The sequence below is a fragment of the Acidovorax sacchari genome (assembly GCF_042847045.1).
Lineage (GTDB): Bacteria > Pseudomonadota > Gammaproteobacteria > Burkholderiales > Burkholderiaceae_C > Paracidovorax > Paracidovorax sacchari.
This window is the reverse complement of record NZ_AP035783.1, coordinates 2,568,589-2,582,981: the sequence shown is the minus strand read 5'-3', so window position 1 is coordinate 2,582,981 and position 14,393 is coordinate 2,568,589. Positions and strand designations below refer to the sequence as shown.

Here is a 14,393-nt window from a genome sequence, read left to right as displayed (position 1 = left end):
TCGGGAATGGCGAAAAAAGGCCCCGCGCGGGGCGGCGCCGGGGCTATCGTACCGGCAGTCGCACCATTTCGGAGCGAAGCGGCGCCAAATCGGTGCACCGGGTGACGGGGACGGCACCGGCCCGGATGCCCGCCCCTGGAGGGAGGGGCTGCCCCGGCCCCCCCGGGGCCGGCCTCCTGGGATAATCGCGCCCCATGTCCCTCCTGCCCCACCAGCTCGAACTGCTCTCACCCGCCCGCGACGCCGACATCGGCATCGAGGCGGTCAACCATGGCGCGGACGCCGTCTATATCGGAGGCCCGGCCTTCGGCGCGCGGGCGAGCGCGGGCAACGAACTGCGCGACCTGGAGCGGCTCATCCGCCATGCGCACCGCTTCCACAGCCGCATCTTCGTCACGCTCAATACCATCCTGCGCGACGACGAACTGGAAGGCGCCCGCCGCATGGCCTGGCAGGTGTACGAGGCCGGCGCCGACGCGCTCATCATCCAGGACATGGGCCTGCTGGAAATCGACCTGCCCCCCATCCAGCTGCACGCGAGCACCCAGACGGACATCCGCACGCCCGAGAAGGCGCGCTTCCTGCAGGACGCGGGGCTGTCGCAGATCGTGCTGGCGCGCGAGCTCACGGTGCAGGAGATCGCGGCCATCCGCGCGGCGACCGATCCGGAGCGCTGCACGATCGAGTTCTTCATCCACGGCGCACTCTGCGTGGCCTACAGCGGCCAGTGCTACATCAGCCACGCGCACACCGGCCGCAGCGCCAACCGCGGAGACTGCAGCCAGGCCTGCCGCCTGCCCTACCAGGTGACGGACGACGCCGGCCGCTTCATCGCGCACGACAAGCACGTGCTCTCGATGAAGGACAACAACCAGTCGGCCAACCTGCGTCCCCTCATCGACGCGGGAGTGCGCAGCTTCAAGATCGAAGGGCGCTACAAGGACATGGCCTACGTGAAGAACGTCACGGCCCACTACCGCCGGCTGCTCGACGAGATCATCGAGGAGCGCGAGACCTCCGCCGCGCCCCTGGCCCGCTCCTCCAGCGGCCAGACGCGCTTCACCTTCACGCCCGATCCGAACCAGAACTTCAACCGCGAGTTCACCGACTATTTCGTGAACGGCCGCAAGGAAGACATCGGCGCCTTCGACACGCCCAAGAACCCCGGCCAGGCGATCGGCTGGGTCACGCAGGTGGGCCCGAACTGGGTCGAGCTGGAAACCCATGCGCCCGACACGGTGCTGCACAACGGCGATGGCCTGTGCTACTGGGACCTGCAGAAGGAACTCGTGGGCGTGGCGATCAACCGCGCCGAGGCGGCGCCCGGCAAGTCACGCAACCACTGGCGCGTGTTCCCCAAGGATCCGATGGAGGGTTTCAGGGACCTGCGCCGCGGCACGGAAATCAACCGCAACCGGGACATGGACTGGGTGCGCACGCTCGAGAAGAAATCCAGCGAGCGGCGCATCGGCCTGTGGGCGCATTTCACGGACACCGACGCCGGCTTCGCACTCACGCTGACCGACGAGGACGGCTTCACCGGCACTGCCGAGGTGGCGCATGCGCACGAGCCGGCCACCGATGCGGCGCGCGCGGAAGGTGCCCTGCGCGAGCAGATCGGCCGCTTCGGCGCCACCATCTTCCACGCGCACGACATCGCCATCGCGATGCGGCAGCCGTGGTTCGTGCCTGCCTCCGTGCTGAATCCGCTGCGCCGCGATGCCGTGGCCGCCCTGGAGGCGGCGCGCACCGAAGGCCTGCAGCGCCTGCCCCGCGCGCAACCCGTGGAGCCGCCGGCGCCCTTCCCCGAGGACACCCTCACCTACCTGGCCAACGTGTTCAACCAGAAGGCGCACGACTTCTACATGAAGCACGGCGTGAAGGTGATCGACGCCGCCTACGAAAGTCAGGAAGAGGATGGCGAGGTGAGCCTGATGATCACCAAGCACTGCGTGCGCTTTTCCATGAGCCTGTGCCCCAAGCAAGCCAAGGGCGTGATCGGGGTCAAGGGCACCATCAAGGCCGAGCCCCTGCACCTGATCAACGGCAAGGAAAAGCTCACGCTGCGCTTCGACTGCAAGCCCTGTGAGATGCACGTGGTCGGACGGATCAAGAAGTCGGTGCAGAACCAGCAGGCGCGCGAGGCCCAGGCGGTGCCGATGCAGTTCTACCGCACGCGGCCCGTGCCCGGCGCGCCGCACTGAAGCGCAGCGCGGCGCGGCGCGGCGCACGCCGCGCGTGCCAGGTCCGCCGGATCACCCTGCAGCGGAGCCCTTCGCCGGCCCGCGTTCAGCTTCGGCCCCGCCCTTCTCCGGCAGGCACCCCTGGGCAGCCTCATGCTCATGCGCGCTCGGCGCCACGTTCGGCCCGTCGGGAAGCGCCTCGGGCGCCCGGGCGTGATCGCTCTTGCCTGGGTTGCCAGGGCTGCCCACAGCCGGTGGGTCCGGGGGGAAAAGAATGGCCATGTCGTGCTCCTTCAGTCAACAGAGGGCGGAGTGCCCTCCATTCCACCCACAGGGCAACCGGCGTGCCCGTCCCGACCGGTCCACCGCCGGGCTGGACAATGGAAGCACGGAGGGCATAAGCACATAGCGATCGGTTCGTTCCGCGTGGCGGTGCGACCCGACACAATGGCCCGCACGCGCCGGGCGATGCCGGCGCCGCCCACTGCTTCCGAGGAGACAGCACAGCATGAAGATCGAGACCCTCGCCGTCCACGCCGGACAGGCACCCGACCCCACCACCCGCGCCGTGGCGGTGCCCATCTACCAGACGGCAGCCTACGCCTTCGACAGCGCCCAGCACGGCGCGGACCTGTTCGACCTGAAGGTGCCGGGCAACATCTACACCCGCATCATGAACCCCACCAACGACGTGCTCGAAAAGCGCGTCGCGGCGCTCGAAGGCGGCATCGCCGCGCTGGCCCTGGCCTCGGGCATGGCGGCCATCACCTACGCGATCCAGACCATCGCCGAGGCCGGCGACAACATCGTCTCGGCCAGCACGCTCTATGGCGGCACCTACAACCTTTTCGCGCACACGCTGCCGCGCCAGGGCATCGCCACCCACTTCGCGGACCCGCGCGACCCGGCCAGCTTCGCGCGGCACATCGATGGCCGCACCAAGGCCGTGTTCGTCGAATCCATCGGCAACCCGCTGGGCAACGTGACCGACATCGCCGCGCTGGCGCAGGTGGCCCATGACCACGGCGTACCGCTGATCGTGGACAACACCGTGCCCAGCCCCTACCTCCTGCGTCCCATCGAGCACGGCGCGGACATCGTCGTCCACTCGCTCACCAAGTACCTGGGCGGCCACGGCAACAGCATCGGCGGCGCCATCGTGGACAGTGGCAAGTTCCCCTGGGCGCAGCACAAGGAGCGCTTCGCCAGCCTCAACACCCCCGACCCCAGCTACCACGGCGTGGTGTACACCGAAGCCCTGGGCGAGGCGGCCTTCATCGGCCGCGCACGCGTCGTCCCGTTGCGCAACACCGGTGCCACGCTCTCCCCGCACAACGCCTTCCTGATCCTGCAGGGCATCGAGACCCTGGCCCTGCGCATGGACCGCATCTGCGACAACACGCTGGCCGTCGCGCACTACCTGCAGCAGCACCCCAAGGTGGCGCAGGTGCGGTACGCCGCCCTGCCCGGCCACCCCGACCATGCGATCACGCAGCGCCTGCTCGGCGGCAGGGCCTCCGGCATCCTCTCGTTCGAACTGCGGTCCGCACCGGGCGAGGATCCCCGGGCGGCCGGTGCGCACTTCCTCGATGCCCTGCAGCTCTTCACGCGGCTCGTGAACATCGGCGACGCCCGCTCGCTGGCCACGCACCCGGCCTCCACCACCCACCGCCAGTTGGGGCCGGAAGAGTTGCAGCAAGCCGGCGTGGCAGAGGGCATGGTGCGCCTGTCGGTGGGCATCGAGCACATCGACGACCTCACGGCCGACCTCGCCCAGGCGCTGGACGCCGTGTGACGCGATGCCACGCGGGTCAGGCGCTCTCCAGGTCCCGCGCGAGCCGCAGGCCCGAGAACTGCCATCGCGCGGTGGCCGGAAAGAAATTCCGGTAACTGGCGCGGACATGGCCCGGGGGCGTCGCGCAGGACCCTCCCCGCAGCACGTACTGGTTCACCATGAACTTGCCGTTGTATTCACCCACGGCACCGTCCGCCACGCGAAAGCCCGGATAGGCCGCGTAGCTGGACTGCGTCCATTCCCAGACGTCGCCGAACAATTGCTCCAGCGGCGGCTGCCCGTCCGGCTCCGGCCGGGCCGCGCCCGATGCCGCGCGGGGGTGCAGCACGCCGCTGTCGGCGAAATGCCCCGGCGCGGCCTGCATGCCCGGCGAAGCCGCCGCAGCAGCCTCCCACTCGGCCTCGGTGGGCAGGCGGGCGCCGGCCCAGCGCGCGTACGCGTCCGCTTCGTAATAGGACAGGTGCACCACGGGAGCCGATGGCCGGAGCGGCCGCGGGCCGGCGAGCGTGAACTCGTGCCAGTCCGCGCCCTCGCCGCTTTCCATCGCACCCCGGCGCCAGTAAAGGGGGTGCTGGAGCTTCATGGCCTGGACCCAGTCCCAGCCCTCGGCCAGCCAGAGCGAGGCATCACGGTAGCCGCCGGCCTCGACGAAAGCCAGGTACTCGCCGGTGCTGACCGGCCTGCAGGCCAGCGCATAGGGCTGCAGGTACACACGGTGCCGGGGCGATTCGTTGTCGAAGGCGAAACCGGCGCCCTCGGCGCGAGCGTCGTGGCCGATCTCCGCGACGCCACCGGAAAACCGCCGCCAGCGCAAGGCCGGCGCCTCGGCAGGTTCGAGGTGCCGCTCGTGCGGCCCCGCCGGAGCCCCGCCCGCGCTCTGCAGCCGGTAGGCGGGCCAGAGCGGGCTGCACGACAGCAGGTGCTTCACGTCGGTGAGGATCAGTTCCTGGTGCTGCTGCTCGTGCTGCAGCCCGAGCTCCACCAGGGCCTGCAGTGCCGGATCCGGCTGCTCCTGCAGCCCGGCCAGGATCCGTCCCATGCGGGTGTCGATATCCTGCCGGTATTCCAGCACCTGCGCCATCGCCGGGCGCGTGAGCAGCCCGCGCTGCGGCCTGGGGTGTTTGTCACCGACGCCGTTGTAATAGGAATTGAACAGCACGCGGAACGCCGGATGGAACGGGGCGAAGCCGGGCTCGCGCGGCTCGAGCACGAAAGTCTCGAAGAACCACGTGGTGTGCGCCAGGTGCCATTTGACGGGACTCGCGTCGGGCATGGACTGCGCGCAGCAGTCTTCGTCGGACAGCGGCAAGGCCAGCGCCAGCGAGGCCCGGCGCACTTCGGCATAACGGTCCTGCAGTGCTGCCGCCACGGCGGGCGTACCGCCCGGCGCCATCCGGCGCACCAGGCTCAGGGGAGGGGTCATGGCAGGGGTCTCCGGGGGTCAGGGCCGCACATAGGCCACGGCGAACCATCCGCGCTCGTCGGTCCAGACCCGCGCACGGGAGAAGCCTGCCCGCGCCAGCAGGGCCTGGAAGGCCGGCAGCGTGTACTTGTAGCTGTTCTCGGTATGGATGCGCTCGCCGGGCGCGAAGACGCGTCCGCCACCGGGCCAGCGCACGTGGGCGCCGCGGGGCGTCTCCAGGTGCATCTCGATGCGCGACAGCCGGCGGTCGAAGAAGGCGCGGTGCTCCCAGTCCTGCGCCACGAAGTCGCTGCCGATGAGCCGGTTCACGTGCTCGAGCGCATTGCGGTTGAATGCGGCCGTCACGCCGGCCGCGTCGTCGTACGCCGCCTCGAGCACCGCCACGTCCTTGGGCAGGTCGAATCCGATGAGCACGCCGCCGTCGCGGTCCACCAGGCCACGCATGCGCGAGAGCAGCGCCAGTGCCTGGGGCGGATCGAAGTTGCCGATGGAGGAGCCCGGATAGAACACCAGCCGGCGCGCGCGCGGAATGTCCTGGGGCAGCACCACGGGCCGCGTGAGGTCGCCCGCCACGGCCTCCGCCCGCAGCCAGGGCAGCGCTTCCTGCAGCCGCGCCACCGCGCCGCGCAGGAAATCCGCGGAAATATCCACCCCCACGAAACGCTGCGGCCGCAGCAGGCGGCACAGCGGCTGCACCTTCTCGCAACTGCCGGCGCCCAGCTCGATCACCGTCTCGACCGCGCCCACCGCCTGTGCGATGTCGTCGCCGTGCCGCGCCATCACGGCCTGCTCGGTTCGGGTGGGGTAGTACTCCGGCAGCCGGGTGATCTCCTCGAAGAGTTCCGATCCACGCCCGTCGTAGAAGTACTTCGGCGAAATGCAGGCCGGCTGCCGAAGCAGCCCGGGGATGATGTCGGAATGGGCGGGTTCGGACCGCTGGAGGGCATGGGCGTTCATCGGGATCTCTTTTCCTGAAGGGGAAAGGGCCGCCGGTGCGGCAGGGCAGCCGGCGGAATTCGCAGGCCATGCCGGGCGGCGGCTGCGGCGCTGGGGCGCGATGGCCGGTGCCCAGCATTGCAGAGAGCTTCCGCCGGGCATGTAGGACGCCTGCGCATCGTTCGCCCTAGAATTCGGCCGCTGCGGCGCCAAGCCCGGCCCCGCCGCCCGCACGGACATCCCGACCCGCACGACGCACGCCGCCACCGCATGGACTCCCTGACCCAGATCGCCCTCGGCTCCGCCGTTTCCCTGGCCGCCATGGGCCGCCGCACGGCCGCCTGGAAGGCCGCGCTGTGGGGGGCCGTGGCGGGCACGCTGCCCGATCTGGACGCGCTGATCGACCATGGCGACCCGATCGCCAACATGGTCCTGCACCGTGCCGACAGCCACGCCCTGCTCTACCTTTCGCTGCTCGCGCCGCTGCTGGGCGCGCTGGCAGCACGCATCCATCGCGAGAGCTTCCAGTGGAAGCGCTGGTGGCTGGCCCTCTGGCTCGCGCTCGCCACCCATCCGCTGCTCGACTGGATGACGGTGTACGGCACGCAACTGCTGCGCCCGTTCACCGACCAGCCCTACGGGGTCGGCAGCATCTTCATCATCGATCCGCTCTATACCGTGCCGCTGATCGTCGGGGTGGTCTCGGCGCTGGCGCTTGCAGGCCCGCGCGGCCTGCGCTGGAACACGGCCGGGCTGTGGCTGAGCTCCGCCTACCTGGCCTGGGGCTTCGGGGTACAGCAGCATGTCACGGGGGTCGCTCGGGCATCGCTCGCAGCCATCGGCTGGCCGGCGGACCAGGTGCTCGTGACGCCCACGCCGTTCAACACCCTCGCCTGGCGGGTGGTGGCGATGGCGCCCGGGCAGTATGCGGAAGGCTTCTACGCGCTTGCCGACCGCGGCCGGCCCATCCACTTCAACGTGCATGACCGCGGCGAAGCACTGATCGCGCAGTTCGCGGCCCAGCCGCCCGTGCAGCGCGTGGCCGCCTTCAGCCATGGCTTCTACCGCATGCGCGAGCACGCCGGGCACGTCCAGGTCACGGACCTGCGCATGGGCCAGGAGCCCGACTACACCTTCCACTTCGATCTGGGCACGCCCGCGGATCTCGCGGCCGGCCGCGCCGCCGTGGCCCAGGCATGGCAGCGCCCCGATGCAGCCACCGCCCTGCCGGCCCTGGGGCGCCGGATCCTCGGCCAGGGTGGCGGAGACGGCATTTTCGGCACCGCCACCCAGCCCTGATGCGCTCCGCGACGCACCAGAACGTGGCAAGCTAGGCCCTCATGTCCGAACCGTCATCCCCCCGGGTCTCCGAGCACCTGCCGGCAGTGCCTGCGCACACGGCCCAGGGCGGGCGGCGGCTGCGCGCCCTGGTGATCGGCACCCTGCTCCTGGCGCTCACGGCCACCTGGGCGCTCGTCGCCATCTCGCTGCAGACCAAATGGCAGGATGCCGTGCAGTCCCAGCAACGGCAGAATGCCAACCTGGCCCGCGTGCTGGAAGAGCAGACGCTGCGGGTCCTGGCGGCAGCCGACCAGGCCACGCTGCGCGTGGTGGCGGAAGTGCGCAGCGGAGAGTTCACCGAGCAGGACTACGCCCTGTTCGCCAACGAGACCGGCCTGGCGCCGGACATCCTTACCCAACTGTCCATCGTGGGCCCCGACGGCAGGTTCGTGGGCAGCAACCTCGATCCTTCCGGCGCACGCAACCAGGATACCGACCTGAGCGAGCGCGAGCACATCCGGGTGCACCTCGAGCCCTCGCAAGTGCCCCGCGCACGGACGCAGATGTCCGCATCGGGCCTCTTCATCGGCAAGCCCGTCACGGGCCGGGTCTCGGGCCGCCGGACCATGCAGCTGAGCCGGCCCATCATCGGCAGCAACGGCTACCTGCACGGCGTGGTGGTCGCCTCGCTCAATCCGAACTATTTCGACAAGGTGTATGGCGGCGTGGACATCGGCGCCCAGGGAGCGGTCGTGCTGATGGGGGCGGACTTCGGCATGCTGGCCCGGGTGATAGGCACCCAGGCGGGCAACATCGACCAGGTCATCGACTTCCCGCCCGACCATCCCCTCAAGGACGCCACCCGCATGCAGGGTACGTACCAGCGGGTCAGCCACATCGACGGACTGAGCCGCATCACCGCCTTCCATCGCGTGCCCGGGTATCCGCTGACGGTCCTGGTGTCCACCGCGGACGATGAAGCCCTGGCGGAATGGCGGACCATGCGGAACTTCACCATGGTGTTCGCCGGGCTTTTTTCCGCGGCGCTGGTCGCCCTGTGCGCGGGCTTTTTGCGGGGGCTGCGCCAGCTCGAGCAGAAGAACGTGGCACTGGCGGCGAGCGAAGCCCAGGCCCGCTCCGCCAACCGCGCGAAGAGCGAGTTCCTGACGGCCATTTCTCACGAACTGCGCACGCCCCTCACCAGCATCCACGGCTTTGCGGAACTCATGGAACAGCGGCTGGAGCAGCCGTCCTACCGCGAAGCCGCAGGCCTGATCCGCAGCGCAGCGGAGCACCTCAACACCCTGCTGTCCGAGATCCTGGATCTTGCGAAAGTGCAGGCCGGCGCCATGCCCATCGTGTCCGGGGACCATGCCGTGCGCGAACTCGTCGGCACCACCGTGGACCTTTTCGCCATCTCCGCCGCGCAGAAAGGGCTCACGCTGGAAAAGCACATCGCCCCCGGCGTACCCCACATGCTGCGGTGCGACGGCCTGCGGCTCAAGCAGATCCTCAACAACCTGCTGAGCAATGCGCTCAAGTTCACCCGGAGCGGGGGCGTGCGGCTGGAGGTGGACACCGCCGACGGCCCCGCCCTGCGCTTCCGGGTCATCGATACGGGCCCCGGCATTCCCGCCGACCTGCACGAGGTCATCTTCGAGAAATTCAGCCAGGGCAGTGCCGAGGTGAGCACCCAGCACGGCGGCACGGGCCTGGGCCTGGCGCTTTCGCGCGGGCTCGCCGAGCTCATGGGCGGCCGGCTCACCGTAGCCTCCGAAACCGGCCAGGGCGCCTGCTTCACGCTGGAGCTGCCCATGCCGGCGCCGGTGCCGGCCCCCCCGCCCACGGCCTGACGCTTCGCCCGCCGCCTGCGCAGCGGCATCAGCCTGCATTCCGGCCGCGGAAAGAAAAAGGGCCGGCGCATGCGCGCCGGCCCCCATCCTGCCTGTTCGTTCAGAAGCGCCAGCCCAGACCCACGCCGGCCAGCACCGGATCGATCTTCAGGGTGCCCAGCGTGGCACCGTTGGCAGCCACATCGGTGCGGATGTACACCTTCTTGATGTCGAAGTTCAGCGACAGGTTCTTGGTGAGCGGAATGTCCACGCCGAGCTGCAGGGCGCCGCCCCAGCTGCTCTTGTCGATGCTCACGCCGGCGGGCAGGCGCACGCTGGAGAAGCGGGTGTAGTTGATGCCTGCGCCGACGTACGGCCGGAAGCCCGGGGCGTCGAAGTGGTACTGCAGCATCAGCGACGGAGGCAGGTGCTTCAGCGTACCGATCTGGGCCCCCAGCGCGCTGGAATACACCTTCTGCTTCTGCGGCACCGTCAGCACCAGTTCCGCGGCGATGTTCTTGTCGAAGAAGTACGAAATATCGACTTCCGGAATGGTCTTGTTGTTGATCGACAGGCCCAGTCCGGTGCTGTCCTTGTTGGCGCTGTCCAGATGGACCGCACGGACGCGGACCATCCAGGGGCCCTGGCCGTCGGCAGCCTGCGCGTAGGCAGCGCCGGAGGTCAGAACGCACAGGGCAGCCAGGGCGAGCAGATTCTTTTTCATAGGAGAACTCGATGCGGTTGAACGGGGACGGCCCCCGTGAACGCATTGGGCTTCCAAAACGCCCCGCCCGCCTTGCCACAGATCAAAGGGCCACGCGTGCCCTCAATGCGCGCCGGCCTTGCGCCCGCGCCAGCGTTGCACCAGAGTCACGCCGGCCAGCACCAGCGCGCCCGCGACGATGCCGCTCGCGGCATTGAGCAGATTGAGCACCACCACCTGCAGGAACCCGCCGCCTCCTTGCGCAGCCGCCGAGGCCCACCCTTCCACCGCATGGTGCAGCGACGGCAGGCCGTGCACCAGGATGCCGCCCCCGACCAGGAACATGGCGGCCGTTCCCGCGACGGAGAGCACCTTCATCAGCCAGGGCGCAGCCGCCACGATGCCGCGGCCCAGCACACGCAGGGCGCCGAGGGAGCGACGGCTGAGCCAGAGGCCGGCGTCATCGAGCTTCACGATGCCGGCGACCAGCCCGTACACCCCGGCGGTCATGACCAGCGCGATCCCCGAGAGCACCGCCACCTGCTGGCCGAAAGGCGCGCCAGCCACCGTGCCCAGCGTGATCGCGATGATCTCCGCGGACAGGATGAAGTCCGTGCGGATCGCTCCGCGTACCTTGTCCTTCTCGAAGGCCGCCATGTCCACGGCGGCATTCGCGGCAGCCTGGGCATGGGCCTCCCGGTCCGCGTCCCTGCCTGCGGCGTCCTGGTGCAGGAACCGGTGCGCCAGCTTCTCCGCCCCCTCGAAGCACAGGAACGCCCCTCCCAGCATCAGCAAGGGGGTGACGGCCCAGGGAACGAACGCGCTGATCAACAGCGCCGCCGGCACCAGGATGGCCTTGTTCACCAGCGACCCCTTGGCCACCGCCCAGACCACCGGCAGTTCGCGCTCGGCGCGCACACCGGTCACCTGCTGGGCGTTCAGTGCGAGATCGTCGCCGAGCACCCCGGCGGTCTTCTGCGCGGCCGTCTTCGTCATCACCGACACGTCGTCGGCCATCGCGGCGCTCTTCTTCGCAGCCACCTTGGTCATGAGGGCGACGTCGTCGAGCACCGCGGCGATATCGTCGAGCAGGGTCAAAAGGCTGGCGCCGGCCATGCGAAGCTCCTTGGTTGAGAGGCGCCGATTATGGAGCCCTGCGCCCGGCCGGCGGTGCGCGGAAGCGGGCGGCGCGGCGTCGGAATGGAGCCAGGGAACACCCTTGCAAAAACCAAGGCTGAGATAATTGAATATCCTCTGCGGCACCACGTATTCGCGTCCTCCTCATGACCCCTCCGATCAGCGCAGAGCAGCAACGGCTGACGGCCCTGCGGGCCACCGGTCTGCTGGACACTCCGCCGACCGAGGAGTTCGACCGCATCACGCGGCTGGCCAGCCGCCTTTTCGATGTCCCCATCGCGCTCGTCAGCCTGGTGGACGCGGACCGGCAATGGTTCAAGTCGCAGGTCGGACTGCCTGTGCGCGAAACCTGCCGCGAGGATGCCTTCTGCGACCACACCATCCGCTCCTCCGAGGTCATGGTGGTGGAAGACGCGCTCCTGGACCCGCGCTTCGCCGCCAACCCGCTCGTCCAGGGGCCGCCGTACATCCGCTTCTACGCCGGAGCCCCCCTGATCCTGCGGGGCCACCACCACCTGGGCAGCCTGTGCCTCATCGACACCGTTCCCCGCACTTTCGACACCGCACAGCAGCGGCAGCTGGAAGACCTGGCCGCGCTGGTGATGGCCCAGATCGACCTGCAGTGCGCCGCCGCGCGCGTGGACGAATCCACCCTGCTGCCCAACCGGACGCAACTGCTGCATGACCTCCATGGACTGTGCAGGGCGGCGCCCGGCGAGCAGCGCGTGCTGGTCCTGATCGAACTCCTGCCGCACGACGGCATCATGGATGCCGCCCGGGCCATCGGCATGCAGCCCATCGAACATCTGACCTATGAGGCCGGCAGGCGGCTGGCCTTCTTCGTCGGCAGCCAGTCCCGCGTGTACCACACCGGCGTCGCGCGGCTGGCACTCGTGCTGCGGGACTCCGACGAACGGACAGTGGCGCAGTTCACGCAGCAACTGCTGGACACCCTGGTCGCGCCGCTGCCGACGGGCTCGGGCATCGTCATCAACCAGCGGCGGCGCATCGGGGTGGCCCCCTTCACCCTGGAGGCTGCGGACGCCGTCGACTCCCTGCGGCGCGCCAACGCCGCGCTCTACCATCAACCGATGTCCGGCACGGCGGTGTGCAGCTACGACGCCGCGGTGGACCTCAGCTACCGCCGCTCCTACGAGCTCATGGGCAGCATTCCCCGCGCGCTGATGGCGGGAGAATTCCGGCTGGTGTACCAGCCGCAGTTCGAGCGTGCTTCCACACGCTACACCTGCCTGGAGGCCCTGCTTCGCTGGGACCACCCCCAGTTGGGCCCCGTGTCGCCCGGCGATTTCATTCCCCTGCTGGAGAAGACCACCTACATCCAGGCCGTCACGGAATGGGTGCTGAACACAGCGCTGGCCCAGGTGCGCGCGTGGGAAGACGCCGGCCTGGAGGTGGACGTGGCGATCAACGTGTCGCCGCGCAACCTGGAACAGCCCGGATTCGCCGGCATGCTCCAGAATGCCTTCGCCCGGCACCGGCTCGCCCCGTCGCGCCTCGAGATCGAATGCACCGAGAACGCGGTGCTGACGGAAGGTCCCACCCTGGAAGGCATCAAGGCGGCCCGTGCCATGGGCGTGCGCGTGGCGCTCGACGATTTCGGCACCGGCTACTGCAATTTCGGATGCCTGTACGACCTCTCGGCCGAGGTGCTCAAGCTCGACCAGGCCCTGATCCGGCCCATCGGCACCGATGCCCGCGCCCTCGATGTCGTGCGCGGCATGGTCCAGCTCGGCCACACCCTGGGCTACCGCCTCCTGGCCGAGGGCGTGGAAACCGCCGAAGTGTTCGACCAGCTCATGGAACTGGGCTGCGACCAGGTGCAGGGCTATTACCTGAGCCGCCCCCTGCCACCCGCCGAGGCCTTCACCTTCGTGCACCGCTGGAACCAGCTCGTCACGCTCGAGCAGGACTGAACGGGCGGGAACAGCGTCCCGGCAGGCCGCGCAGCGCCGCACCGCGCCGACAGCTAACGCTCCGCGTCAGAGGGCCTGCGCTTCGGATCAAAGGGAAAGTCCGGCTGCAGGATATCCACGCACGCCTCGCAGGCCAGGAACCGGGACCGCTGCCCATGGCTCACCGCGCCCCATCCCGTCCCGCTGTCGATGGATACGGTCGCGGTCCTGCCATCCGAAAACACCACGTTGGCATCGGCCGAACAATCGTCCAGGATGGCATTGCGCCGGTACGAACCACTGTCCGTGAGGGCGGCATGCTGCAGGAAAAACTTCACCCGCCTGGCGTCCAGCGCCAGGCCGCGGCAATCCACTTCTGGCGCGAATCGCGCCTGGGCTGCGGGGCGTTCGATGAAGATTTTCTGAATCTTCGCGTGGGCGAAGGGAGGTTTTTCTGTTCCCGCTTTGGCCTCCAAAGCGCAGAGGGCCGACAACACAAGCCAAAGAGAACATATGTATGACGACTTCATCTCAGAACAGCAGTGGCAGCTTCGGTTTTCTGCTTGTAGCTAACATCAGGATGTCGATGAATCTCCTCCAATGGCACGTGCAGAGTACTGACCAATTCCCTCAACAAATACTGTAAAGCTCCTTGCTGCGCAGTAGTGAGCGGATCATAGACACCAAACTTGTCGACAAAGGAATTCCTCTCGATATCTGTAAGTCCCGGTGGCATGTGGATATGGGCAGGCAGGCGGCATTTTCCGACAACCTCTATTCCAACGCTATCGAAATTGGAAGGATACCGTTGCGGCACAGTCTTCACCATTTCCAGCCTATTGGTGCCATCGGGTGAAAACTTTCGATACCGAACAACTTCTGCAGGTGTGCATCGATGTTCAGCCATGCAGCGGGCCTTTATTTTCCCTACATGCCTCGTGGTTCGAAAAAGAGAGGCGGTTTGATAAATTCCCCCGTTCTTTGCAATGAGAAAATGCGCACCATTCGCATTTTTCCGGGAATAGCTGGCAAAAACCGAGAACTCATCCTCCGAATCCGTTTGATGAATAATCAATCCACGTACATGCTCCATTGATGAGCGCTCAATGACGGGGAAACGCTTCTCCTTGACCCGCGAATCTCCCACGATCATCCCCATACCGTTGACATTGAACATCAAGAAAAATTCC

General features: G+C 68.3%; 11 protein-coding genes. 5 read left to right on the top strand and 6 right to left on the bottom strand.

Going from position 1 to position 14,393, the window contains the following annotated elements:
* The first annotated feature begins 194 nt into the window (after positions 1-194).
* Together ACGHC0_RS11715 and ACGHC0_RS11710 are read left to right on the top strand one after the other, a co-directional pair.
* The gene (locus tag ACGHC0_RS11715) at positions 195-2,204 is read left to right on the top strand and encodes a peptidase U32 family protein (RefSeq protein ID WP_415268285.1); all 2,010 of its coding nucleotides are present in this window, start codon (positions 195-197) and stop codon (positions 2,202-2,204) included.
* A 487-nt stretch (positions 2,205-2,691) separates the two neighbouring features.
* A complete protein-coding gene (locus ACGHC0_RS11710) occupies positions 2,692-3,978 on the top strand; it encodes an O-acetylhomoserine aminocarboxypropyltransferase/cysteine synthase family protein (RefSeq protein WP_415268284.1) in 1,287 nt (428 codons plus the stop codon).
* A gap of 16 nt (positions 3,979-3,994) precedes the next feature.
* Here the strand turns inward: ACGHC0_RS11710 and egtB are convergent, their stop codons facing one another.
* Together egtB and egtD are read right to left on the bottom strand one after the other, a co-directional pair.
* A complete protein-coding gene (gene egtB / locus ACGHC0_RS11705; RefSeq protein WP_368355366.1) occupies positions 3,995-5,401 on the bottom strand; it encodes an ergothioneine biosynthesis protein EgtB in 1,407 nt (468 codons plus the stop codon).
* A gap of 18 nt (positions 5,402-5,419) precedes the next feature.
* Complete coding sequence (gene egtD / locus ACGHC0_RS11700; protein ID WP_415268283.1) at positions 5,420-6,358, bottom strand: L-histidine N(alpha)-methyltransferase; 939 nt, start codon at positions 6,356-6,358, stop codon at positions 5,420-5,422.
* Positions 6,359-6,607: 249 nt separating this feature from the next.
* Between egtD and ACGHC0_RS11695 the strand changes: the two genes are divergently transcribed.
* On the top strand, positions 6,608-7,636 hold the full coding sequence (locus ACGHC0_RS11695; RefSeq protein WP_415268282.1) for a metal-dependent hydrolase: 1,029 nt from the start codon (positions 6,608-6,610) through the stop codon (positions 7,634-7,636).
* 41 nt (positions 7,637-7,677) lie between these two features.
* On the top strand, positions 7,678-9,471 hold the full coding sequence (locus tag ACGHC0_RS11690) for an ATP-binding protein (protein ID WP_368355363.1): 1,794 nt from the start codon (positions 7,678-7,680) through the stop codon (positions 9,469-9,471).
* Between the two features lie 100 nt (positions 9,472-9,571).
* On the opposite strand, the gene ACGHC0_RS11685 is transcribed toward ACGHC0_RS11690, so the two are convergent.
* Both ACGHC0_RS11685 and ACGHC0_RS11680 read right to left on the bottom strand, forming a co-directional pair.
* The gene (locus ACGHC0_RS11685) at positions 9,572-10,174 is read right to left on the bottom strand and encodes an OmpW/AlkL family protein (RefSeq protein ID WP_368355362.1); all 603 of its coding nucleotides are present in this window, start codon (positions 10,172-10,174) and stop codon (positions 9,572-9,574) included.
* Positions 10,175-10,276: 102 nt separating this feature from the next.
* Entirely contained in the window at positions 10,277-11,269 is a 993-nt protein-coding gene (locus ACGHC0_RS11680) for a DUF808 domain-containing protein (protein ID WP_415268281.1), read from the bottom strand.
* Between the two features lie 167 nt (positions 11,270-11,436).
* Between ACGHC0_RS11680 and ACGHC0_RS11675 the strand changes: the two genes are divergently transcribed.
* Positions 11,437-13,224: a putative bifunctional diguanylate cyclase/phosphodiesterase gene (locus ACGHC0_RS11675; RefSeq protein WP_368355360.1), complete on the top strand. Its 1,788-nt coding sequence runs from the start codon at positions 11,437-11,439 to the stop codon at positions 13,222-13,224.
* Between the two features lie 53 nt (positions 13,225-13,277).
* Here the strand turns inward: ACGHC0_RS11675 and ACGHC0_RS11670 are convergent, their stop codons facing one another.
* Positions 13,278-13,733 (bottom strand): hypothetical protein, encoded by a 456-nt coding sequence (locus ACGHC0_RS11670; RefSeq protein WP_415268280.1) that lies wholly within the window; start codon positions 13,731-13,733, stop codon positions 13,278-13,280.
* Positions 13,730-14,380 (bottom strand): N-acetylmuramoyl-L-alanine amidase, encoded by a 651-nt coding sequence (locus ACGHC0_RS11665; RefSeq protein ID WP_415268279.1) that lies wholly within the window; start codon positions 14,378-14,380, stop codon positions 13,730-13,732. The genes ACGHC0_RS11670 and ACGHC0_RS11665 overlap by 4 nt, the downstream gene beginning before the upstream one ends.
* Positions 14,381-14,393 lie beyond the last annotated feature (13 nt).